Source organism: Paracoccus suum (genome assembly GCF_003324675.1).
GTDB classification, from domain to species: domain Bacteria; phylum Pseudomonadota; class Alphaproteobacteria; order Rhodobacterales; family Rhodobacteraceae; genus Paracoccus; species Paracoccus suum.
This window is the reverse complement of record NZ_CP030918.1, coordinates 1,366,001-1,387,561: the sequence shown is the minus strand read 5'-3', so window position 1 is coordinate 1,387,561 and position 21,561 is coordinate 1,366,001. Positions and strand designations below refer to the sequence as shown.

Here is a 21,561-nt window from a genome sequence, read left to right as displayed (position 1 = left end):
GATTGGAATGTTTCGCACCGGCGCGCTAGACAGCGATCCGAAATCAGCCTTTGGATCGCCCATGACGCGCAAGATCATCTTTGACACCGATCCGGGGCAGGACGACGCCGTCGCGCTGCTGCTGGCCATCGCCTCGCCGGCGGAAATCGAAATCCTCGGGGTGACCACGGTCGCGGGCAACGTGCCGCTGGACCTAACCTCGCGGAACGCGCGGGTCATCTGCGAGCTTGGCGGTCGCCCCGACCTGCCCGTCCATGCGGGCTGCGACGCGCCCTTGGCGCGCAAGCTGGTCACGGCCGAAAACGTGCATGGCTCGACCGGCCTCGACGGGATCGAATTGCGCCCGCCGCGCCAGCCCCTGGCCGAGGGGCATGCCGTCGACTTCATCATCGACACCCTGCGGCGAGAGCCTGCGGGCACTGTCACGCTGGTCGCCGTCGGCCCGCTGACCAACGTTGCGACTGCCTTTGACCGCGCCCCAGACATCATTCCCCGCGTCGCCGAGGTCGTGATCATGGGCGGCGCCTATTTCGAGGTCGGCAACGTCACCCCGGCCGCCGAGTTCAACATCTACGTCGACCCCGAGGCGGCGGACCTGGTGTTTCGCGCCGGCGTTCCGCTGACCATCATGCCTCTGGACGTCACCCATCGCGCCCTGACCGACCGCGCGTGGGTCGACGGAATCCGCGCCGTCGGCACCCGCGTCGGCGAAGCAGTGGCAAGCTGGACCGATTTCTTCGAGCGCTACGACAAGGCGAAATACAACAGCGAGGGCGCGCCCCTGCATGACCCCTGCGCCGTGGCCTGGCTGATCAAGCCCGAGCTGTTTTCCGGCAAGAAGATCAACGTGGTGGTCGAAACCAGGGGCGAGTTTACCGCCGGGATGACAGTCGCCGATTGGTGGGGCGTGACCGAACGCCAGCCGAACGCCATGTTCATCCGCGACGTCGACCGCGAGGGGTTCTTCGCGCTGCTGACCGAGCGGATCGGTCGCTTGGGGCGAGGCTGAAAGGGTCGGGCGGAGGTCTTGTAGGTCGCACTCGATGGTAAGAGCGGCAGGTGATCCATCGGGCGTCGGTCAGGGTGGTGCACCGCTCTGACCCGCCTTCTCGGCCACCCTGCGCCGTGGTTACTCCCCATGGTCGACTTGCACGCCTAGTTAGTTCGTGGCCGGACCATGTGCGGCGCCTTGCGCCGGTTGAGGCACTGGCGCCATGGGCATGGGCTCGGAGGGCGTCGCATCCGGGGCGGCGGCCGGACCTGGACTAGGCGGATTGGCGGCCGCGCCGGGCGTTGCCCCGATCGCCTCGCCGGGTTGGCCCTGCGCCCTGCCCCCATTCGCACCTGGCGTCGCAGGGTCCGCCTCACCCGGTTGGGCCTGCGGCACGCTCACAGCCGTAGTTGATGTTGCCATGCCGGCCTCAGCCGGTTGGCCTAGTGGTGCGCCCCCGGCCGCATCTGGCGTCGCCGTGTTCGCATCATCCGGCTGGCTCCGCACTGCACCCTCGGTCACACCCTGCGTCGCAGAGCTGGGATCGTCCGCTTGGCCTTGCGCCGCGGTTGCACCGCCAGCGGGCGCGTTGGCGCCGCCGCTCGGCGCAGCGGGCGCAGTTCCCGGCGTGGTCGCTGCAGCCCCCGGCCTGTCGCCCAACGCCGCATCGACCCGGGCGATCAGCGCGCCCGTCACATCAATCTGTTCGATCGACAGGAACACCGTGCGCCGGTCCAGCAGGGCGATTGCGCCGCGCTCGCGCATCAGGTCGGTCAGGACCGGCAGCGCCGCGTTCAGGAAGGTCGTGCGGTCGGTGTCGGCCGAGGCGAGCAACTCGCGCCCGGCTTGATCGCGGTCCTGCCGCACCTTCTGTACTTTGGCGTCGAAGGCGTCGGCGCGGCGGCGGAATTCGTCCTCGGGCAGGGTCGGACGGAGGGCGGTCAGCGTGTCGTCCTCGGCCTCCAGCTCGGCCGCGATGCGGTCGTTCTCGGCTGCCAATTCGCGGGAGCGAGCCTCCAGATCGGCTTGTGCGCGCTTGCCCCAGCGCGATTCGCGATACAGCGCCTCCTGATCGAGCGTCAGGATGGTGGCCTGCGGAGCGGCCTGAGCCGGCGCCACCGGCTGAGGTGCCCCCACGGGCTGAGCCAACGCGGGCCATGCGAGTAGCGCGGCCACAGCAAAACCAAGGGGCCGCGCGCCCCGCATCAGAACTTGGTCGAGATCGTCAGATCGAAGGTCTGCGTCTTGTCGTAATCCTCTTTCTTCAGCGCCTTGGCAAAGTTGAACCGCAGCGGGCCGACCGGGGTCGTCCAGAACAGCGACAGGCCCACAGCGGCCCGCAGCTTCATGCCGTCATCAACGTCATGCGCGGGCGAGTTGGGACGCGCCTCGACCGACTTGCGGTCAAGGCCCCAGACCGAGCCGACGTCGGCGAACACGCCGCCGGTGATGTTGTACTCCTCGGGCAGGCCCAGCGGGAACTGCGCCTCGGCGCGCGCCACCCAGTAGAAGTTGCCCCCCAGCGCGTCGATATATTTGCGCTTGCCATTCGGCAGGTCGACGAAATCACGCGGGCCGTAGCCATTTGATTCAAAGCCGCGGATGGCCGAGCCGCCAAAACGGTCGCTGATGCGGCTGACCTGATGGTCCAGCATGTTGACCGAACCGCCCTCGATCTCGGCGCGCATGGTCACGTCCTCGCGCCAGGCGGTGCTCTCGATCCCGGCCGCGAGGTTGGTTTGGACCGATTTCACGTCGCCGCCGACGCCGGCGAAGTCCTGGCTAAAGGACAGCTTCCAGGCATTGCGCGGGTCCACCCGCTCGCGCCGGCTGTCATAGGTATAGCCGTAGCCGAGGGCCGAGCTGATGCGCCGCCCCTCGTCTGCCTCGATCAGGGGCGAACTGCCGGTGACCAGGTAGTTGCCAGGATCAGTGGTGCTGGGCGTGACGGTCAGCGGGTCGATGCCGTTCAGATCCGTCGAGCGGAAGCTGTAGCGCAACTCGAACCGGCCATTGGCCGACACCGGAAAATCTACGCCGGTGCCGAGGTAGAGGCCTTTGCTGTCATAGGTCGCGGACTCGAGGTTCTTGGTCTCGCGGTAGTTGCCCGACAGCCGCCACCGCAGATCGCGGCCCAGGAAGAACGGCTCGACAAAGTTGAAGTTCAGCGCCCGAGAGCCCTTGGCGGTGGTAAAGCCCAGCGCCACCTGCTGGCCGCGCCCGAGGAAGTTATCCTCGGTCAGCGAGGCGTTCAGGCCGACGCCGGCATTGGCGCCGTAGCTGGCGCCAAAACTGAGGCTGCCGGTCGGCTGCTCTTCGACATTGACGTCGACGATGACCTTTTCGGGCGAAGTGCCCTCGCGGCTGCTCACGTCGGCGTTCGAGAAATAGCCCAGCGCACGCACACGCTCGGCCGCCTGGCGGATTTCGCGCGGGTTGAAGGGGTCACCCTCGACGGTGCGGAACTGACGGCGGATGACCTGGTCGAGGGTGGTGGTGTTGCCCTCGATGTCGATCCGCTCGACGAACACGCGCGGGCCGCGGGTCAGCACCAGGTTCAGGTCCAGCGTCGAGGAGGCCGGATTGCGCGTCACCCGCGGCTCGACCGCGACGAAGTCGAGGCCAAGCGACGAGGCAAGGTTTTCCATCCGCGTGATCGAGGTGTCGATCACCTGCGGGTTATAGATCTGCCCGCGCCGCACCCGGTTCTGGGCATTGAACTGCGCCGCATCGACATTCGGGATCTCGCTGGTGACCGAGACATTGCCGAACCGATACTGCGGGCCTTCCTGGATCTGGTAGGTGATGTAGAACGCGTCGCGCTCGCGCGCGATCTCGGGCGCAACGGCCTGGACCTTGAAATCTGCAAAGCCGCGCGAGCGGTAAAAATCGGTCAGCAGCCGCTCGTCCAGTTCCAGCCGGTCGGGGGCAAAGGTGTCGCGCTTGATGAAGGCGCGCAGGATGCCGGCCTGCTTGGTGGCCAGCACGTTGCGCAGGCGGCGGTCGCTGAACGCGCGGTTACCGGAGAAGCCGATGCGCTCGATCTCGGTCACGGCGCCTTCGCGGACCTCGAACACCAGGTCCACCTGGTTGCCCGGACGGCGGATGATGCGCGGCTCGACCCGCGCTGCCAGGCGCCCCTCGGCGGCATACGCCTGGGCGATGGCGGCGGCGTCGGCCTCGGCCTGCGAGGGGGAATAGACGCGGCGCGACTTGGACTGAACAACGGGCGTCAGCTTGTCGTCCTTGATGCGGCGGTTGCCTTCGATGCTGATGGCGCCGATGATCGGAAACTCGCTGACGCGCACGACAAGCGTCTTGCCGCTCGGAACCAGTTCGACCCGCTCGAACAGGCCCGAGGCCTGCAGGCGCTGCTGCGCGGCATTCAGCTCGGACGTGCTGACATCTACCCCGCGGCTGAGGTTGGCATAGGACAGGATCGTCTCGGGCTCGATCCGGTCGGCGCCTTCGATCCGCACATCGCTGAAGCTGTAGGCGGCGGCGGGCGTCGCCGTCAGGACCGCAGCGGGTACCCCAAGTGCCAAGGTCAACGCCAGCGCCACAGCGCCCCGGCCCAGACCCCGCGTATCGAGTGTCGTGTTCGTCATTGCCGGTCCCTCGCTTGTGGGCGCTGTCGCATCATTGGCGCAGACCCGTCTTTTGCCGCGAGATGTAGCCTTGATTAGGCTTGGCTGTCAAAAGGTCAGCCGCAGAAAAGGTCGTTAGAGAGGCCGAAAATCATCAGTCCGAGCACGAGGGCAAGGCCAATACTGGTCAGCCAGCGCGTCACGCGGTCGGACGGACGGCGCCCAGTGACGGCCTCGTAGAGGTAAAAGGCGAGGTGCCCGCCGTCCAGAACCGGGATCGGCAGGATGTTCAGAAAACCGATGGCGGCCGACAGGATGCCGATCCACCAGATGAAATCCGGGATGCCGACGGCGGCGGCCTGTCCGGTGCTTTCGGCGATGGAGATCGCGCCGCCGATGTTGCAGCTGCTGATCTGCCCGGTGACCATCGCCGCGATCCCGGTGATCGAGCTTGCGACCACGCCCCAGGTCGTCGAGAGGCCGAGCCCAATCGCCTCCACCGGGCCCGCGCGGCGCAGCGCGGGGGCGAAATAGTTGCCCCCGCCGGTGATGCCGACCAGCCAGCGCTTTTCAAAGCCGCCGCCGGCTCGCGGCAGATCCTGTTCGCGCGGGGCCAGGGTCACGTCGAATGGACCCCGATCTTCACGCCACACCGTCAACGTCAGTGGAGCGCCCGCTGCGGCTTCGACCTTGGGTCGTAATTGATCAAAGCGGCTGATCGGCGCGCCATCGATGGCAGCGATGACATCGCCGGGGCGCAGGCCGGCGTCAGCGGCCGCCCCGCCGGGTGCCACGCCGCCAATCCGGGCCGGCATCAGGTCGGGGCCGGGAACAGTGATCTCGGCCCCGTCACGCGCAACTTGCCAATCCTGACCGGGCGCGGCGGGCAGGTCTGCCGCGATCCGGTCGATGTCCGCCCACTCCTTGACCGGCTGGCCGGCGATGGCGGTAATTCGGTCGCCTGGGCGCAACTGATTGGTTACCCCGGGCGGGACTGGCGACAGCGCGCCGACGGTTGGTTGGTCCAGCGGCACGCCGCGGATCAGGGCAAAGCTGGCGAAAATCACGATGGCCAGCAGAAAGCTGAAGCCCGGCCCGGCCGCGACCGTTGCCATCCGCGCCCAGAGCGGCGCGCCCTCCAGCGTCTCCCGCGCGCGGCCGGGCACCGGTTTGGCCGTGCCGGCGCTCGCGGCGTTGGTATCGCCCAGGAACCGGACATAGCCGCCCAGCGGAACCGCCGCGATCTGCCACAATGTGCCGTGCCGGTCGCGGCGCGCCGCAAGGCGCGGCCCGAAGCCGATCGAGAACACTTCGGCGCGGATGCCCGACCAACGGCCGATGATGTAATGGCCGAACTCGTGCACCGCGACGATCACGCTGAGGGCAATGACAAAGGCCAGCACTGTGTGCAGCGTGCTGCCAAAGGCAGGAAGCAGGTCGGTCATGAAAGGGCCTTTGCGGCAATGCGGCGGGCGTAGGCGTCCCAGTGCAGAACGGTGTCGAGGTCGGTTGGGCTGTCTGCAAAGCCGGCCTGCCCGGCGGCGGCGGCCAGCGCCGCCTCGACCGCATCGGCCATGGCGGGAAAGGTGAGGCGGCCGGCGATGAACTGGTCCAGCGCCTCTTCCTTGGCGGCGTTGAGCACGGTCCCGGCGGCGCCCCCTGACGCCATCACCTCGCGCGCAAGGCGCAGGGCGGGCCAGCGCTCTTCGCTGGGCGCGGCAAAGCTGAGGCTGCCTTGCGCGGCCAGGTCCAGCGCCGCCACCGGCAGCGGAGCGCGGGCCGGCCAGTTCAGCGCATAGCCGATGGCGTGGCGCATGTCCGGCGCGCCAAGGTGGGCGATGACGCCGCCATCTATATGGGCGACCAGGGCGTGCACGATGCTTTCGGGGTGGATCAGGACTGCGATCTTGTCTGGCGCGAGGTCAAAGAACTCATGCGCCTCAATGACTTCCAGCGCCTTGTTGAACATGCTGGCGCTGTCGATGGTGATCCGCTGGCCCATGGCCCAGTTGGGGTGGGTCGAGGCCTCGGCCACCGTTGCCCGGGCCAGCCGTTCCATCGGCCAATCGCGAAACGCCCCGCCCGAGGCGGTGATCGTCACCCGCGCGACCGAGGCCAGATCGTCATTGCCAAGGGCCTGGAAGATCGCCGAATGTTCACTGTCAACCGGCAGGATGCGCGCACCGGTGCGGGTAGCGGTGGCCATCACCAGGCGGCCGGCGGCGACGAGCGTTTCCTTGTTGGCAAGCGCAAGAGTTCCGCCGCGTTCCAGCACGGCCAGACCGGGGGCGAGGCCGGCGGCCCCCACGATGGCGGACAGCGTCCAGTCGGCAGGACGGGCGGCAGCCTCGACCAGCGCGGCGACTCCGGCAGCGGCAGCTACGTCGCTGCCCGCAAGCGCGGCGCGCAGGGCGGGCAATTCGTCCTCATGCGCGGTGACGGCAACCTCGGCCCGCAGGGTGCGCGCCATCTGCGCGAGGCGCGCGATATTCCGTCCGCCGGTCAGCGCAACGGTGCGCAACGCCCCTGCCCCGCCGGCGCGAACCAGCAGGTCAAACGCGCTCTCACCGACCGAGCCGGTTGCGCCGAGGATCGTCACGCTTCGCATCGGCTATCCTTCGATCGGAACCAGGCCGACCAGGTCCAGCAGGCTGACCATCAGCACCGCGCCGCAGACCGCGTCAAAGCGGTCCATGAACCCGCCATGACCGGGGATCAGGTTCGAGCTGTCCTTGACCCCCGCCCGGCGTTTCAGCCAGCTTTCCGCGATGTCGCCCATCTGCCCGGCCAGCGCGACCAACGGCGACAGCAATATCAGCTGTATTCCGCCGCGCGCCAGCGCCACCAGCAGCGCACCGAACAGCGCCGCTCCGATCCAGCCAGCGATGGTGCCGGACCAGGTCTTTTTCGGGCTGAGTGCGGGCCAGAACTTCGGGCCGCCGACGGTGCGCCCGACGAAATAACCCAGCGTGTCCGAGATGACGACAACACCCATGGTCCACAGCACCGCGCCGAGGCCGAGGCCCTCGCGCAGATGGACCAACCCGTCGCCGACCAGCAGGATTGCGAGACCAAAGATTGCATAACTGACCCGGTCGCGGTCGGCGGCGCCGATCAGGCCGATGACGATAGGGATAGCAAGCATCCCCGGCGCACCGCCGGTCAGCACCGCCATCAGGGTCAGGCCGGCAAGCAACGCCAGCACGACAGGGCGCATGCGACCGAAAAGGGTCGCGTGCATCTCGGGGTGGCGCCATCCGGTCACGCGGGCCAGTTCCCAGAAGGTGATCGCCACGATGGCCGAGATGAACAGGCGCAGCCAGATGCCCGTCGCCAGCGCAATCGCGACGCCGATACCGAGCAAAACCACGGTCGAGGCCACGCGCCGCGACAGGTCGGACCAAGCCCCTCCGCCCGACTTACCGGCGGCCGGGGCCGACGATCTGCGCGGTGGAGGCGGTGGCAGATCGCCCGCCGGCTCGCCGGCCGGGGGCGTCATGCGCCCCCGAAGCGCCGGGCTCGCATCCCGAAGCGATCCAGGATCGCCGCCAGATGGTCGGGCGTGAAATCCGGCCACAGCACCGGCGTGAACTCGTATTCCGCGTAGGCCGCCTGGTAGGGCAGGAAATTGGAGACCCGCGTCTCGCCCGACGTGCGGATCACCAGGTCAGGCTCCGGGTGGCCGGCGGTATCGAGGCAGGCGGCAAAGCTTTCCTCGGTAATGGCATCGACCTCGTTGCGGGCCATGCGTTCGGACAGGCGGCGGGCAGCACGCAGGATCTCGTCCCGCCCGCCGTAATTGATCGCCACCGTCAGGTTCAGGCGGGTGTTGCCGGCGGTGCGATCTTCAATGCTGTTCATCAGGTTGCGCAGGCGCGAGTTCAGCCGTTCGCGCTCGCCGATAAACCGCATACGCACGCCCTCGCGCGACATGGTGACCGCCTCGCGCTCGATATAACGGGCAAAAATACCCATGAGGCCAAGCACTTCCTCGGTCGAACGCTTCCAGTTCTCGGTCGAGAAGGCGTAGATCGTCAGCCAGTCGACCCCGAGGTCCGGGGCCGCGTGAACGATCTGCTTGACCCGCTCGGCGCCGCGGCGGTGTCCGACGAGGCGCGGCCAGCCCTTTTGCGTGGCCCAGCGGCCGTTACCGTCCATGATGATGGCGACATGGCGGGGACGATGCTCAGTGCCCGAGGGGATGGCAGCGGCAGCGTTGAGGTCCAGCGCGGTTTCGGCCATCGCCTCAGACCTGCATGATTTCAGCTTGTTTCGCCTCGAGCGCCTTGTCCACCTCGGCGATCATGCGGTCGGTCAGCTCCTGAACAGCCTGCTCCCAGAACTTCTGGTCGTCTTCGGCCATGCCCGCGGCCTTGGCTTTCTTGACCTGGTCCATGCCGTCGCGGCGGACGTTGCGGATCGCGACACGGGCATGTTCGGAATACTGCGCGGCAACGCGGGTCAGCTCGCGCCGGCGTTCCTCGTTCAATTCGGGGATCGGCAGCATGATGATCGTGCCGTTCAACTGCGGATTGATTCCGAGGCCGCTTTCGCGGATGGCCTTTTCGACCTTGTTCACCAGCGCCTTGTCCCAGACATTGATGGTGACCATCCGCGGCTCGGGGACGTTGACCGTCCCCACCTGGTTAATCGGGGTCACGGTGCCATAGGCGTCGACCGTGATCGGCTCGACCATGCTGGCCGAGGCGCGGCCGGTCCGCAGAGACGCGAATTCGTGACGCAGGGACTCCATCGCGCCCTTCATCCGACGTTCGAGGTCGTCGGTGTCGATCTCAATAGCCTCAGCCATGCCTGCCCCTGCCTCTGCTCGCTGTGTTTTCCAGCCTCTTAGCGCCGAACGCGGCACATGGCAAAGGGTTCGGCCGGGCACGGCGGCGGGCCGCCCCCGCGTCAGTCGCCGACGCGGGTGTGGGTGCCGTTGCCCGCAAGGATGCCGCAAAAGCCGCCGGGCTCGTCCAGGGAAAAGACGATGATCGGCAGGTTGTTGTCCCGCGCCAAGGCGATCGCCGAGGCGTCCATCACGCCAAGGTGCTTTTGCAGGACTTCGTCATAGGAAACAGTGTCATAGCGGACCGCGTCGGGGTACTTCGCGGGGTCCTTGTCATAGACGCCGTCGACCTTGGTGCCCTTGAAGATCGCCTCGCAGGCCATCTCGGAGGCGCGCAGGGTCGCCGCGGTATCAGTGGTGAAATAGGGGTTTCCGGTGCCGGCGGCGAAGATAATGACTCGCTTTTTCTCCAGATGGCGGACGGCGCGACGGCGGATATAGGGCTCTGCCACCTCGTCCATGCGTATGGCGCTGATGACGCGAGTGTGAATGCCCTTGGCCTCCAGCGCCGCCTGCATCGCCAGTGCATTCATGACCGTCGCCAGCATGCCCATGTAGTCGGCGGTGGTCCGCTCCAGCCCCTGGGCGCTGCCTTGCAGGCCGCGGAAGATGTTGCCGCCCCCGATGACCATGCAGATCTCGACACCCATCTTGTAGACCGCCTCGACCTCGTCGGCGATGCGGGCGACGGTCGGGGGATGCAGGCCATAGCTCTGGTCGCCCATCAGGGCCTCGCCGCTGATCTTCAGCAGCACGCGGCGGTAGCTGACGCCGGGTGCGAGGACCGGCTTGGTCGGGGCGGGCACGCCGTCGCCGGCCGAGGAAGAGGTGGTTTCGGTCATCATGGCCCCCGGCAGTTACATTTCCGCGATGAATGTCGCAAAAGAGCCGCGGGCACAACCGAGGGCTGGTGGCCATGGACAGCGCACAAGCCGCACCCGTCATGACGGTGGAATTCGCACCGCTGATCGCGGGGCTGGACCCGGCGCGGCATGTGTTGATCGCGGGGCCGACGGCGGCCGGAAAATCGGCCCTGGCACTGGCGATTTCGCGGGCACAGGGCGGCCTGATCGTCAACGCTGACGCCCTGCAGGTGTGGTCCTGCTGGCGCGTACTGACCGCCCGCCCCTCCGTCGAGGACGAGGCCGCGGCGCCGCATCGCCTTTATGGTCATGTCGCGCCCGGCACGACTTATTCCGTTGGCACATGGCTGGCCGAAATCGCCGAGTTGCTGGCAGGCGGCGAGCGGCTAATTATCGCCGGTGGCACCGGCCTCTACCTGACCGCCCTCACGGAAGGGCTGGCGGTTATCCCGCCGGTCCCCCCCGAGGTCCGGGCCGAGGCCGACAGAATCCGGCTGGGGCCGGACGGCCTTGCCAACCTTCTTTCAGGCGTGGACGCCGGCACGGTGGCGGGACTGGACCGGCTGAACCCGATGCGCGTACAGCGCGCGTGGGAGGTGCTGCGCGCGACGGGGCGTGGGCTGGCGGACTGGCAGGCCGACACGCCGCCGCCGCTGATCGACCCTGCGGGGGTGCATCGGCTGGTGCTGCAGGCCGACCGCGACCGCCTCGCCGCTCGAATCGAGGGTCGGTTCGACGCCATGCTGACTGGCGGCGCACTGGCCGAGGTCGCGGCGCTGCGCCCGATCTGGCAGCCGCAGGCGCAATGGGCCCGGGCGATCGGCGCAGCGGAACTGCTCGCGCATCTGCGCGGCGAAACCTCGCTGGCGGATGCGCGCGAGGCGGCGATCATCGCGACCCGCCGCTATGCCAAGGCGCAGCGCAGCTGGTTTCGCAATCGGATGGGTGACTGGACGCCGGTGCCGGTCGAGGTCTAGTCGCTGAGCAACCCACTCAACTCGGGGCCTGGACCTTCCACGTTGGCCTTCCTCACGGCGGCAGGCGTGAGACTAACCTCCGCTAAAGCCCGTGGCGCCTAGTCATGTTCGTCAGCCTCGACCTCTGGCGTCCGGTTGGGGAGTCCCTGCCGCCCGCGAAAACCCATGGCGACCACGAATTTCTCCGAAGAATCCGCGCGGCTCGCGGGCGGCTTGACATTCACGACCTTCTCGAAATTGCGCTTCAGCACCGCCAGCAGGTTCTGCTCGGCGCCGCCGGACAACACCTTGGCGACGAAGGTACCCCCCTCCTCCAACACGTCAAAGGCGAACTCCGCCGCAGCCTCCAGCAGCGCGATGATGCGCAGGTGGTCGGTGCCTTTGTGCCCCGAGGCGGCGGCAGCCATGTCCGACATCACCACGTCAGCCGGGCCGCCTAGCCAGGCCTTGACCTTGACGTCGGCATCCTCGGACAGGAAATCCAGCTGGTGTATCTGGGCGCCGGCGATGGGATCGACCTCCTGCAGGTCCACCCCCAGCACGGTGCCGCGCGCTTTGCCGCCCTTTTCGCCCAGCGCATTAACCCGTGCGACGGCGACCTGGCACCAGCCGCCCGGCGCGCAGCCGAGATCGACGACCCGCGCGCCGGGCACGAGAAAGCGATATTTCTCGTCCAGCTCCAGGATCTTGTAGGCCGCGCGTCCGCGATAGCCCTCGCGCTTGGCCCGCTGGACATAGGGGTCGTTCAACTGGCGCTCGAGCCACAGCGTGCTGCTCAGCTTGCGGCCCTTGGCGGTCTTGACCCGCACCCGCAGGTCTCGCTCGCCCCGGCCCGAGGCCGTCTTGCCCGCCGCCGCGCCCTTGCGCCCGCCGGGTTTGCCCGGCCCTCCTGTCGTCGGCATCATGCCACCCCTTCCAGTCCTTCGGGCGTCACAACCCCGTCGCGCACCATCTGCGCATATAAGATACCCTCGCGCAGACCGCGATCCGCGACCGACAGGCGATTGGTCGGCCAGACCCGCATCAGCGTCTGCAGGATCGCAGCGCCCGACATGATCAGCGCATGCCGCTCGCGCCCGATGCGGGGATCGGCACGGCGCCCCTCGGGGCCCAGCAGCAGGTAGTCGCGAATCACCCGGTCGATCTGGTCGGTGGTCATCACCAGCCCGTCGACCTTCGTCCGGTCGTAGCGCCGCAACCCCAGGTGACTGGCAGCGACCGTGGTCACCGTCCCCGAGGTGCCGATGATCTGGAACCCCTCGGGCGGGGTGTTCAGCGCGTAGGGCGCGAAGTTCGCCAGCCGTTCCTCGAAATACCAGCTCATCAGCGCAAACCGGCCGGGCTCGTCCTCGACGTCGGCAAACTGGTCGCGCAGGGTAGCAACGCCCAGCGGCACGCTGATCCAGTCGACCACCCGCGCCTGCCCCGGCAACGCGTTGGTGAAGCCGTCCGACAGCTTCATGATCGAGCGCGGACGCTCGCGCGGCTCGACCTCGCTGAGGTCGATCCACACCAGTTCGGTCGAGCCGCCGCCGATGTCGACCACCAGCAGGTGCTCGGTCCGCAGGCTGACCAGCGGGGCGCAGCTGATCACGGCCAGCCGGGCCTCCTCCTCGGCCTCGATGATTTCCAGCGGCAGGCCGGTCTCGCGCCGCACGGCGCGCAGGAAATCGCGGCTGTTGCGGGCGCGGCGACATGCCTCGGTCGCAACCAGGCGCATGCGTGTCACTTCGTGCTGATCCAGCTTGCGCCGGCACACCTGCAGGGCGTGAACGGTCCGCGCCATGCTGCTGCGCGACAGCCGGCCAGACGCTTCCAGGCCCTGCCCGAGCTGGACCGGTTTGGAGAAGCTGTCCACGACCTGAAACTGACTGCCCCTAGGTCGGGCAATCAGCATCCGGCAACTGTTGGTCCCGAGATCGAGGGCGGCATAAAGCGCGCCCTCGTCGGGAGATGTGCGGGTCGCGGCAGGCTCGACCGTAGGTTTCGGGAACGCGTCCGCACCCGCGGGACGCATGGGCGTCATTCCGAAACGCCCTCCGATGTAGTGTTGCTGTTAACACTAGTGTGCCCACAGGCGCGGATCAAGCGGCGCGTCATGCGCGGCGGCCCTTGTGCGACGGGGGCTTTCGCTTGCGGCGGCGGCGGACTACACCGCGCCGCATGATCATTCTCGCAGCACTCGTCATCGGTGGATTGCTCGGCTGGCGCCGGGCCGCGGCACTGGGTGGCAACGTCAAAGACCGGGCGCTTTACATCCTGGTCTTCGCCCTCATCTTCGCGCTTGTCGGGTTGTTCGTGACCATCTTGATCGACCGCGCGACCTGATCGGCCGGCCTGCCCGCGCTTGGCAGCGCGAAACGGCGATGCTAAGCCCCATTCAGCCGCAGACAGCAGGTCGCGCGGCACTGGCGCAAGGGGGCCGGATGTGCGTTTCGGGGACCTCAAGACCCAGTCGCTGGACGATTATCTCGCTGCGGCGCCGCCCGCCGCGCCCTGGTTCTTTGTCCATATCCCCAAGACGGCAGGCTCGTCCTTTTCGAACGAACTGCGCGCGGTCCTTAAACCCTACAAGAACGTCCATATCGACTACACCAACCGCGATCGCACCCACGATCAGCAGCTGAACGACTGCGTCGACCAGTTCATCGCCTCGCCGGATCTGGCGCGGGTCCGGTCGGCCTCGGGGCATATCCCGTTCCCGCTGGCAACGCGCATCCAGGCCGCGCGCCCGGAGCTGCAGTTGATGACCATCCTGCGGGCGCCGGTGGCGCGCGTTGTCTCGGACTACCGCTACCAGCGCACCGAGATGCATCCCCCGCATCGCCAGTTCATCGCCCAGTTTCCGACCCTACTGAGCTATGTCGAGCACCCGGCCTCGCACGACAAGATGGCGCGCTTCGTGGCCGGCCCACAGGCCGACCGCGCCACCGTCCTGCGCAACGCCATGGAGAAATTCGCCTTCATCGGCCTGCTGGAAATGTACGCCTTTTCCTTCACGACCTTTTTTGCCCTGACCGGCAACCCGGGCCGGATGCCGCGGGAACATCTGCGCCGCACGCCTGCGACCCGCGAGACCGAGGTCGAGGTCACGCCCGAAATCGTTGCCCGAATCCGCGAGAAAAACCCGCTGGACGTTGCCCTCTACAGCCATGTCCACGCGATCTTGCGCCCGCACCGCGATGCCCGGCTGCAAAAACGTCAGCCGAAGGGACGGGGCGACGGCGACGCGGCGGTCCTGTGATCCCGCCGGGCGCGGATGCGCCGGTCCGCCGCCGCAAGGTCCTGTACCTGCCGGGGTATGACCCGATCCCCCCGCGCCGCTACCGCGAGCTTTACCGGCGCGAGGGCGCCGACCAGGCGGCGATCAGCGGCTATGCCCTGACCCTCGGTGCACGCCGTGATCGCACCGGCTTCGGCTGGGGGGTCACAGGCAAATTCGACGGCCAGATCACCGAGGCCGAGATCGAGGTTCTGGCCTGGTCGGACGTGGTCGCAGCCTCGATGGGCCGCTCGATCCTCGCGACCTACGGTCAACTCGCCAAGACGGCTTGGGCCTATATCGGCAGCGGTGCGCTGTGGCGGCTGATGCGCCTTCGGCGGGGTCCGGTGATCGCCGCGCTCTATCCCGTCGCCGTGCTGCTGGGGCAATTGCTGCTGGCGCTGATCGTCGCGGGGGTGGTCTGGTGGCTGGTGGCGCGCGTCCTGCCTCGGTTCTGGCCCATCGGCATCATCCCCGCGGCCGGCGCGCTATGGGGGATTCTGGCCGGGTTTCGCCGGCTGGATGGCCGCCTCCTCGCCTATTACCTGATGCATGACTACGCCTTCACCGCGGGCGACGGCGGCGCCTATCCCCCCGCCCTGCAGGACCGGCTGACCCGGTTTACGGACCGCCTCGGCACCATTGCGGCCGAGGATTGGGACGAGGTGCTGTTGATCGGCCATTCGTCCGGCGCCTATCTGGCCATCTCGGTCATGGCGGCGCATCTGCGTGCCGGGCCGCCGCCCGAGCGACCGGCGCTGGGCCTGCTGACATTGGGGCATGTCGTGCCCATGGCCGCGTTCCTTCCGCGCGCGGCGCAGTTGCGGCGCGATCTGCATGAACTGGCAGGGCGCCAGGACATCGCCTGGGTCGATGTGACCGCGCCGGGAGACGCCTGCTCGTTCGGGTTGTGTGATCCGGTTGCGGTCTGTGGCGTCGCCCCCGACCCGCAACACCTTCCGCTGGTCATGTCGGCGGCATTCACCCAGACCCTGTCGCCACAGCGGCAGGCCGAGCTAAAAAATCGCTGGTTCCGGCTGCATTTCCAATACCTCTGTGCCTTCGACCGGCCCGGCGATTACGATTACTTCGCGATCACAGCCGGGCCGCGTAGCCTGGCGTCGCGCTTTGCCGGACGGCCGCCCTCGCCGGGCCGCATCACCCGGCCAGTCAACCGCCACACCGGCATGGCCCCAGCGCCATGATCCCGCCCAAACCCGTCACCGGCGACGACCGGGGCACGGTCCTCGGCCTCGCGCGCGCCTTCCGGCGCGATTTGCTCTCGGCCTTGCCGACGCGCCTTTTCCGCGCCTGGATGGCCGAGTTTCGCACCCCGGTGATCCACAGCTTCATCTGCAACGATCCCTCGCTCGTCGAGCTGATCCTGAAAACCCGGCCGAATGATTTCCCTAAATCGCGCCGTCTGGCGGCCGGCCTGGCGCCGCTTGTCGGCAATTCCGTGTTCATCGCCAATGGCGAGGACTGGGCGCGCGCACGCCGGATCATCGACCCGGCCTTCGAGGGCGGCCGCCTGCGCCAGCAATTCCCCGCCATGTGGGCCGCCGGCCTCGCCGCCGAGGATCGCCTCGCCGCGCAGGCGGGAACCGAGATCGACGTCGAGCCCGAGACCAGCCACGCCGCCGCCGACGTGATCTTTCGCACATTGTTCTCGCTGCCGATCGAGGATCGGACGGCGGCGCAGGTCTTTTCGGCCTTTCGCGCACATCAGGACGCGCAGCCGCTGGTCAACCTGGCGGCGATTCTGCCGCTACCGGCATGGTTCCGGCCGCATTCACGCCGCACTCGCGCCAGCGCCGCCCGCATCCGCGGGCTGATCGAGGCACTCGTGCGCCAGCGCGCAAGCGACATTGCCGCCGGCACCGCCCCGGACGATCTGGCGAGCAAGATCATGACCACGCCAGATCCCCAGACCGGCGCCTGCTTTGACGCGCGCGAGATGGTCGATCAGGTCGCGACATTTTTTCTGGCGGGGCACGAGACCTCGGCCTCGGCGCTCGCCTGGGCGCTGTGGTTGCTGGCCGCCGCGCCTGACTGGCAGGACCGTGTCGCGGCTGAGGCGCTTGCCGAACTGGGGCCAGGGCGCGAGGCCCCCGACTTCGCCGCCGCCGGGCGCCTGAAAGCAGCCCGTGCCGTATTCCGCGAGGCGATGCGCCTTTATCCGCCGGTGCCGATGTTCGTGCGCGAGGCCGCCTGCCCCGAGACGTTCCGCGACCGGCCCGTGCCGCGCGGCGCGCAGATCGTTGTCTCGCCCTGGCACCTGCACCGCCATCAGCGGCTGTGGGAAGATCCGGACGGATTCGACCCCGACCGTTGGGACACAGACAACGGCAAGACCTGCGCCCGCACGGCCTATTTCCCCTTTGGCGCCGGCCAGCGAGTCTGTCCCGGCGCGGGATTTGCCATGATCGAGGGGCCGCTGCTGCTGGCAATGATCTGCCGTTCGCTGCATCTGGAACGGGGCGGCGTCGACCCGGTCCCCACAGCGCGCCTGACGGTGCGGGGGCGCGATGGGATCCGGCTGCGCATCAATCCGCGGCGACACGCGTGAACCCGGGCAGGGTGCCATGCGGGAACGTCATGGTCCGGCGGACGTTCATTCGCTGGAAAGAGAGGCAACAAAGATGCGCCAGCTTGCCGTTCCAGCGGCCATTGCGGCGGCCCTGAGCTTTGGAGTGCTGCTGCCGGCCCTCGCCGCCAACACCGGCGTCGTGGCCCCGTTTCTTGGCGGCGGCGTGCCCGCCTGCGAGGCCGGCGCGCCCTGCGCGGCCAAGGATGGAAACGTGGCCACCGCGCCTGCGGGCGTGATCGTCGGAAACACCTACCCTGACGCGCATATCATAACTGAACCCGGCCGCTATGGCCTGACCGATGCCCCTGCGGGCGAGGCCTATGCCGTCATCGGCAAGACCTTGGCGCGGGTGGATAAATCAAGTTTCAAGGTCCTCAGTATCCTGCGCCCGATCGAAGGCCTGCGCGACTGAGCGAACTGCCATTGCCGGCGCCAGAACCCCGGATTACGACTTGCCCCAACGGTTTCACGGGGTGCGCGTCGATGAGTTTTTCCCAAGGGCAGCAGGCTATTGCCATTCCCGGTCCCAGCCCCCTTCCTGCCAGTGTGCTGCGCGCAATGCACCGCGCCTCGCCAGACATTTACGGGGCCGAGCTTGAGGAACTGGTCCAGCGCGTCCACGCCCAACTGACCCGGCTGGGCGGGGGCGGGGTCGCCCGGCTGGCGAGCTATGCCGGCAATGGCCATGCTGGCTGGGAAGCTGCCAATACGAATCTCTTCAATCGCCGGCAAAAGGCCCTTGTCCTCGCCACGGGGTCGTTTGGCCTGGGCTGGGCGGCGAGCGCTGGCAGTCTTGGCATCGACGTCGAGATGATCGACTTCGGCAACAACCGCGCCGCAGATCCGCAGCGGCTTGCCGACCGCCTGCGCGCGGACCGCGAGGGGGCGATCCATGCAGTTCTGGTCACCCAGGTAGACACTGCCAGCGGCGTGCGCAACGACATCCCGGCGCTGCGCGCGGCAATGGGCAATCATCCTGCCCTTCTGGCGGTCGACGCCATCGCCTCGCTCGGCTCCGAGGCGATGCGGATGGGCGATTGGGGCGTCGACGTTGTCGTTTCCGCCAGCCAGAAGGGGCTGATGACGCCGCCCGGCATGGCCTTCGTCTGGCAGTCAGAGCGCGCGGCGGCACTGCCGCGCAGCGACCTCGCAACGCCCTATTGGGACTGGTCGATGCGCGCCGGGCCAGGCGAGGCCTGGCGCTATTGGGGCGGCACGCCGCCAGTCCAGTTGCTGTTCGCGCTCGACGAAGCCCTGCGCCTGCTCCTGGACGAGGAGGGGTTGGACGCCGCATTCGCCCGCCACGCGGGGCTTGCCGCCGCGGTCTGGGCGGCCTTCGATGCCTGGGGCGCAGGTAGCAACGGAATCGCGTTGAACGTCGCCGATCCGGCGCAGCGCGGCCTGCCCGTGACCGCCGCGCATCTGCCGGGCGCAGCGGCCCTGCGCGAGTGGACGGCGACGAAGGCCGGTGTCACGCTGGGCGTTGCGATCGGCGCCGAGCGGCCGGATGACGCGCTGCGGATCGCGCATATGGGCCATGCTTCGGCGCATATGACGCTCGGCGTGCTGGCGGTGATGGAGGCGGGGATGCGCGCGCTTGGCATCGCCCACGGGCAGGGTGGCCTTGACGCCGCAACCGCGGTGATCGCGGCGCGCGCCTGACGCGGGCTCGCTAGCGCCCAAGGCCGCATCGCCCGTTGCCGGGACCGGCCCGCGCCGGTATCACCTTGGCAACGAAAGGCCAGCGATGCGTATTCTTCTGACCAATGACGATGGCATCAACGCCCCGGGTCTGGCGGCGATCGAGGCTATTGCGGCCGAGCTCGCCGGTCCCGAGGGGGAAATATGGGTCGTGGCACCGGCATTCGAGCAATCCGGCGTCGGCCATGCCATCAGCTACACCCACCCGACCATGATCGCGGCGCTCGGCCCGCGCCGCTTTGCGGCCGAGGGCAGCCCGGCCGATTGCGTCATGGCGGCGCTCTCGGACGCGATGGGCGATCTGCGCCCCGACCTGGTCCTTTCAGGCGTCAACCGCGGCAATAACTCGGGCGAGAACGCGGTCTATTCCGGCACCATCGGCGGCGCGATGGAGGCCGCCCTGCAGGGCATACCGGCCATTGCCCTCTCGCAATACATGGGCCCGGGCAGCCGCGATCTCGTGGACCCGTTCGAGGCAGCGCGCCAGCACGGCCCGGCCCTGATCCGCAACCTGCTCGACCGCGCGCCGTGGGATCTGAACGCTGATTACGCGCTGTTCTACAACGTCAACTTCCCGGCTGTCGCCGCCGACAAGGTGCGTGGCATTCGCCTGACCCCGCAGGGCCGGCGGCAGGGTGCGAATTTCTCGGTCGAGCCATTCGTCTCGCCCACGGGACGGCGGTTCTTGTGGGCGCGCGGCGGTCCGCAGGATGTGCCCGCGGGGCCGGGCAGCGATGTCGCAGCGAACATGGACGGCTATGTGTCCGTCACCCCGATGCGCGCAGATCTGACCTGCCACCCCAGCTTGGCCGCGCTGCAAAGGGAGTGGGAGCCCGCATGACCGACGAGGCGCAGCCCGCCCCCCATCTGCAGGATGATCCGCAGGAGGCGCGGATGCGCTTTTTGCTGACCCTGCGCTCGCGCGGGGTGACGGATGCGCGCGTGCTGGCCGCGATGGAGCGGATCGACCGCGGCCGCTTCGTGCGCGGGCTGTTCGAGGACCGGGCTTATGATGACACGCCGCTGCCCATCCCGTGCGGCCAAACCATCAGCCAACCCTCGGTCGTCGGCCTGATGAGCCAGGCCCTGGCCGTCGGGCCGCGCGATACCGTCCTCGAGATCGGGACCGGCTCTGGCTATCAGGCGGCGATCCTGGCGCTGCTGTGCCGGCGCGTCTATACTGTCGACCGCCACCGTCGTTTGGTGATCGAGGCAGAGGCGCAGTTCGCGGCCCTGGGCCTCACCAACATCACCGCGCGCGTCGCCGATGGCAGTCGCGGGCTGCCCGAGCAGGCGCCCTTCGATCGCATCCTGGTGACCGCCGCGGCGGAGGACCCGCCCGGGCCGCTGTTGTCGCAACTCAAGATCGGCGGTATCATGGTGCTGCCGGTCGGGCAGTCGGATGCCGTGCAGACGCTTCTGCGCGTGACCCGTCATTCGGACGGCTACGAATATGACGAACTCCGGCAGGTGCGTTTCGTGCCGCTGGTCGAGGGGTTGGGCCAGACATGACCCCCGGATACGAGGCGAGGACGGGCAGAAAATGAATGCGATCAGGACGGCCTCTCGGGCCTTGGATGCGGGCCGCGCTGCGGCGCGCGCGCCGGCGTTGGGCGCCGGCGGTGCGCGCCTCTCCCGCTGGTTGCTGGCGGGCGGCGCGGCGATGGCGCTGGCCTCGTGCGCCGGCGGAACGGCCACCGGGACCGGTGGCGCGTCGGGTGGTCCGCTCGCTGGGTTGCAAAACCCGTTCGCCGGCCTCAACAATCCGTTCAGCGGTGCGGGCGCGGCCGGGGTCGACCCCGACCTGCGCGGCCGAATTGGCGGGCCGTTCAGCACGGCAGGCAGTGCGGGCGCCACGGCCGCGACGGGTGCGGTCACTGACCCCTTCGCCGGCCAGGGCGTCAAGCAACCCGACGTGCCACAGGGCGGCACCGTGACAAAGACCACTGTGACGACGCCGGCCGCGACGACGCCCACTGGCGCCGCGACAACCACCACCACGACGACCACGACCACCACCCCGGGCCGGGCGCCGACCAGCCACACCGTTGCAGCGGGCGAGACCGCCTGGTCGATTGCCCGGAAATATGGCGTGTCGGTCAACGACCTGGCCAGCGCCAACGCGCTGCCAGCCGATACGATGACAGTTCGGACGGGCCAGAAGCTGGCCATTCCCGGCGCCGCGGCCACCGCCTCGACGACGGCCCAGGTCACCGCGCCCGGCGTCGGCAGCCCGACCCCGCGGCCGCCGTCAGCGTCGCGCGCGCTGCCGCGCGAGGACACGACCCCTGCCTCGGCCAAGGTGGACCGTCCGAGCGCGCCCGACCTCGGCGCCACGCGCACAGCCGCATCCGGCGGCAAGGGCAAGCTGCAGATGCCAGTCACGGGCTCGATCGTCCGGGCCTATTCCAAGGGCAAGAACGAGGGGATCGATCTGTCCGCCCCGACCGGTACCCCCGTAAAGGCCGCCGGCAGCGGCACGGTCGCCGCGATCACCCGTGACACCGATGGCGTTCCAATCGTGGTGATGCGCCACGACGGCGAGCTGATGACCGTCTATGCCGGCCTCGACAATCTGAGCGTCGCCAAGGGCGATAAAGTGTCGGCCGGTCAGGCGATCGGAAAGTCCAGCAAGAGCGGCGTGCTGCATTTCGAGGTCCGCCAGGGCTTTGAAAGCGTCGATCCCGAAAGCTATCTGCGCTGATTGGCGAGCGGGGATATTCCCCTGCCGCCTTTCCCTT

The 21,561-nt window shown here is 68.4% G+C and carries 21 protein-coding genes; 11 read left to right on the top strand and 10 right to left on the bottom strand.

The window, feature by feature from the left end:
- Positions 1-61 precede the first annotated feature (61 nt).
- On the top strand, positions 62-1,009 hold the full coding sequence (locus tag DRW48_RS06760; protein ID WP_114077415.1) for a nucleoside hydrolase: 948 nt from the start codon (positions 62-64) through the stop codon (positions 1,007-1,009).
- 150 nt (positions 1,010-1,159) lie between these two features.
- On the opposite strand, the gene DRW48_RS06755 is transcribed toward DRW48_RS06760, so the two are convergent.
- The 8 genes from DRW48_RS06755 to pyrH all read right to left on the bottom strand — a co-directional run bounded on the left by DRW48_RS06755 (position 1,160) and on the right by pyrH (position 10,152).
- The gene (locus DRW48_RS06755) at positions 1,160-2,110 is read right to left on the bottom strand and encodes an OmpH family outer membrane protein (protein ID WP_162784691.1); all 951 of its coding nucleotides are present in this window, start codon (positions 2,108-2,110) and stop codon (positions 1,160-1,162) included.
- 86 nt (positions 2,111-2,196) lie between these two features.
- A complete protein-coding gene (gene bamA, locus DRW48_RS06750; RefSeq protein ID WP_114075743.1) occupies positions 2,197-4,599 on the bottom strand; it encodes an outer membrane protein assembly factor BamA in 2,403 nt (800 codons plus the stop codon).
- Positions 4,600-4,694: 95 nt separating this feature from the next.
- Positions 4,695-6,023, bottom strand: coding sequence for an RIP metalloprotease RseP (gene rseP / locus DRW48_RS06745; RefSeq protein ID WP_114075742.1), 1,329 nt, complete (start codon positions 6,021-6,023; stop codon positions 4,695-4,697).
- The gene (dxr, locus tag DRW48_RS06740; protein WP_114075741.1) at positions 6,020-7,186 is read right to left on the bottom strand and encodes a 1-deoxy-D-xylulose-5-phosphate reductoisomerase; all 1,167 of its coding nucleotides are present in this window, start codon (positions 7,184-7,186) and stop codon (positions 6,020-6,022) included. The genes rseP and dxr overlap by 4 nt, the downstream gene beginning before the upstream one ends.
- 3 nt (positions 7,187-7,189) lie before the next feature.
- A complete protein-coding gene (locus DRW48_RS06735) occupies positions 7,190-8,077 on the bottom strand; it encodes a phosphatidate cytidylyltransferase (RefSeq protein ID WP_114075740.1) in 888 nt (295 codons plus the stop codon).
- The gene (uppS, locus tag DRW48_RS06730) at positions 8,074-8,820 is read right to left on the bottom strand and encodes a polyprenyl diphosphate synthase (protein ID WP_114075739.1); all 747 of its coding nucleotides are present in this window, start codon (positions 8,818-8,820) and stop codon (positions 8,074-8,076) included. Before uppS ends, DRW48_RS06735 begins: the two co-directional genes overlap by 4 nt.
- Positions 8,821-8,824: 4 nt before the next feature.
- The gene (frr, locus tag DRW48_RS06725) at positions 8,825-9,388 is read right to left on the bottom strand and encodes a ribosome recycling factor (protein WP_114075738.1); all 564 of its coding nucleotides are present in this window, start codon (positions 9,386-9,388) and stop codon (positions 8,825-8,827) included.
- A gap of 101 nt (positions 9,389-9,489) precedes the next feature.
- A complete protein-coding gene (gene pyrH / locus DRW48_RS06720; RefSeq protein WP_241963447.1) occupies positions 9,490-10,152 on the bottom strand; it encodes a UMP kinase in 663 nt (220 codons plus the stop codon).
- A 191-nt stretch (positions 10,153-10,343) separates the two neighbouring features.
- On the opposite strand from pyrH, the gene miaA reads away from it, so the two are divergent.
- On the top strand, positions 10,344-11,267 hold the full coding sequence (miaA, locus tag DRW48_RS06715) for a tRNA (adenosine(37)-N6)-dimethylallyltransferase MiaA (RefSeq protein WP_422385753.1): 924 nt from the start codon (positions 10,344-10,346) through the stop codon (positions 11,265-11,267).
- 98 nt (positions 11,268-11,365) lie between these two features.
- Here the strand turns inward: miaA and DRW48_RS06710 are convergent, their stop codons facing one another.
- Positions 11,366-12,169: an RlmE family RNA methyltransferase gene (locus tag DRW48_RS06710; protein WP_114077412.1), complete on the bottom strand. Its 804-nt coding sequence runs from the start codon at positions 12,167-12,169 to the stop codon at positions 11,366-11,368.
- Complete coding sequence (locus DRW48_RS06705) at positions 12,169-13,293, bottom strand: Ppx/GppA phosphatase family protein (RefSeq protein WP_114075737.1); 1,125 nt, start codon at positions 13,291-13,293, stop codon at positions 12,169-12,171. The genes DRW48_RS06710 and DRW48_RS06705 overlap by 1 nt, the downstream gene beginning before the upstream one ends.
- A gap of 137 nt (positions 13,294-13,430) precedes the next feature.
- Between DRW48_RS06705 and DRW48_RS16115 the strand changes: the two genes are divergently transcribed.
- From DRW48_RS16115 to DRW48_RS06665, 9 genes are all read left to right on the top strand, one after another.
- The gene (locus tag DRW48_RS16115) at positions 13,431-13,595 is read left to right on the top strand and encodes a hypothetical protein (RefSeq protein ID WP_199286174.1); all 165 of its coding nucleotides are present in this window, start codon (positions 13,431-13,433) and stop codon (positions 13,593-13,595) included.
- Positions 13,596-13,695: 100 nt separating this feature from the next.
- Complete coding sequence (locus tag DRW48_RS06700; protein WP_162784690.1) at positions 13,696-14,511, top strand: sulfotransferase family 2 domain-containing protein; 816 nt, start codon at positions 13,696-13,698, stop codon at positions 14,509-14,511.
- The gene (locus DRW48_RS06695) at positions 14,511-15,734 is read left to right on the top strand and encodes a hypothetical protein (protein ID WP_114077411.1); all 1,224 of its coding nucleotides are present in this window, start codon (positions 14,511-14,513) and stop codon (positions 15,732-15,734) included. Before DRW48_RS06700 ends, DRW48_RS06695 begins: the two co-directional genes overlap by 1 nt.
- Entirely contained in the window at positions 15,731-17,098 is a 1,368-nt protein-coding gene (locus DRW48_RS06690) for a cytochrome P450 (RefSeq protein WP_114075735.1), read from the top strand. Before DRW48_RS06695 ends, DRW48_RS06690 begins: the two co-directional genes overlap by 4 nt.
- A 73-nt stretch (positions 17,099-17,171) precedes the next feature.
- Complete coding sequence (locus DRW48_RS06685) at positions 17,172-17,531, top strand: hypothetical protein (protein ID WP_114075734.1); 360 nt, start codon at positions 17,172-17,174, stop codon at positions 17,529-17,531.
- A 71-nt stretch (positions 17,532-17,602) separates the two neighbouring features.
- Positions 17,603-18,781 carry a pyridoxal-phosphate-dependent aminotransferase family protein gene (locus DRW48_RS06680; protein ID WP_114075733.1) on the top strand — a complete coding sequence of 393 codons (1,179 nt, stop codon included), beginning with the start codon at positions 17,603-17,605 and terminating at the stop codon, positions 18,779-18,781.
- Between the two features lie 85 nt (positions 18,782-18,866).
- A complete protein-coding gene (gene surE / locus DRW48_RS06675) occupies positions 18,867-19,661 on the top strand; it encodes a 5'/3'-nucleotidase SurE (RefSeq protein ID WP_114075732.1) in 795 nt (264 codons plus the stop codon).
- Positions 19,658-20,332, top strand: coding sequence for a protein-L-isoaspartate(D-aspartate) O-methyltransferase (locus tag DRW48_RS06670; protein WP_114075731.1), 675 nt, complete (start codon positions 19,658-19,660; stop codon positions 20,330-20,332). Before surE ends, DRW48_RS06670 begins: the two co-directional genes overlap by 4 nt.
- Before the next feature lie 31 nt (positions 20,333-20,363).
- Entirely contained in the window at positions 20,364-21,524 is a 1,161-nt protein-coding gene (locus tag DRW48_RS06665; protein WP_199286172.1) for a M23 family metallopeptidase, read from the top strand.
- The last annotated feature ends 37 nt before the right edge of the window (positions 21,525-21,561 follow it).

What these genes read in the sequence shown, in the direction of transcription:
- DRW48_RS06760 (WP_114077415.1), top strand. Translation starts at nt 62, where the DNA reads ATGACGCGCAAGATCATCTTTGACACCGATCCGGGGCAGGACGACGCC.
- bamA (WP_114075743.1), bottom strand. Translation starts at nt 4,599, where the DNA reads ATGACGAACACGACACTCGATACGCGGGGTCTGGGCCGGGGCGCTGTG.
- rseP (WP_114075742.1), bottom strand. Translation starts at nt 6,023, where the DNA reads ATGACCGACCTGCTTCCTGCCTTTGGCAGCACGCTGCACACAGTGCTG.
- dxr (WP_114075741.1), bottom strand. Translation starts at nt 7,186, where the DNA reads ATGCGAAGCGTGACGATCCTCGGCGCAACCGGCTCGGTCGGTGAGAGC.
- DRW48_RS06735 (WP_114075740.1), bottom strand. Translation starts at nt 8,077, where the DNA reads ATGACGCCCCCGGCCGGCGAGCCGGCGGGCGATCTGCCACCGCCTCCA.
- uppS (WP_114075739.1), bottom strand. Translation starts at nt 8,820, where the DNA reads ATGGCCGAAACCGCGCTGGACCTCAACGCTGCCGCTGCCATCCCCTCG.
- frr (WP_114075738.1), bottom strand. Translation starts at nt 9,388, where the DNA reads ATGGCTGAGGCTATTGAGATCGACACCGACGACCTCGAACGTCGGATG.
- pyrH (WP_241963447.1), bottom strand. Translation starts at nt 10,152, where the DNA reads ATGGGCGACCAGAGCTATGGCCTGCATCCCCCGACCGTCGCCCGCATC.
- miaA (WP_422385753.1), top strand. Translation starts at nt 10,344, where the DNA reads ATGGACAGCGCACAAGCCGCACCCGTCATGACGGTGGAATTCGCACCG.
- DRW48_RS06710 (WP_114077412.1), bottom strand. Translation starts at nt 12,169, where the DNA reads ATGCCGACGACAGGAGGGCCGGGCAAACCCGGCGGGCGCAAGGGCGCG.
- DRW48_RS06705 (WP_114075737.1), bottom strand. Translation starts at nt 13,293, where the DNA reads ATGACGCCCATGCGTCCCGCGGGTGCGGACGCGTTCCCGAAACCTACG.
- DRW48_RS16115 (WP_199286174.1), top strand. Translation starts at nt 13,431, where the DNA reads ATGATCATTCTCGCAGCACTCGTCATCGGTGGATTGCTCGGCTGGCGC.
- DRW48_RS06690 (WP_114075735.1), top strand. Translation starts at nt 15,731, where the DNA reads ATGATCCCGCCCAAACCCGTCACCGGCGACGACCGGGGCACGGTCCTC.
- DRW48_RS06685 (WP_114075734.1), top strand. Translation starts at nt 17,172, where the DNA reads ATGCGCCAGCTTGCCGTTCCAGCGGCCATTGCGGCGGCCCTGAGCTTT.
- DRW48_RS06680 (WP_114075733.1), top strand. Translation starts at nt 17,603, where the DNA reads ATGAGTTTTTCCCAAGGGCAGCAGGCTATTGCCATTCCCGGTCCCAGC.
- surE (WP_114075732.1), top strand. Translation starts at nt 18,867, where the DNA reads ATGCGTATTCTTCTGACCAATGACGATGGCATCAACGCCCCGGGTCTG.
- DRW48_RS06670 (WP_114075731.1), top strand. Translation starts at nt 19,658, where the DNA reads ATGACCGACGAGGCGCAGCCCGCCCCCCATCTGCAGGATGATCCGCAG.
- DRW48_RS06665 (WP_199286172.1), top strand. Translation starts at nt 20,364, where the DNA reads ATGAATGCGATCAGGACGGCCTCTCGGGCCTTGGATGCGGGCCGCGCT.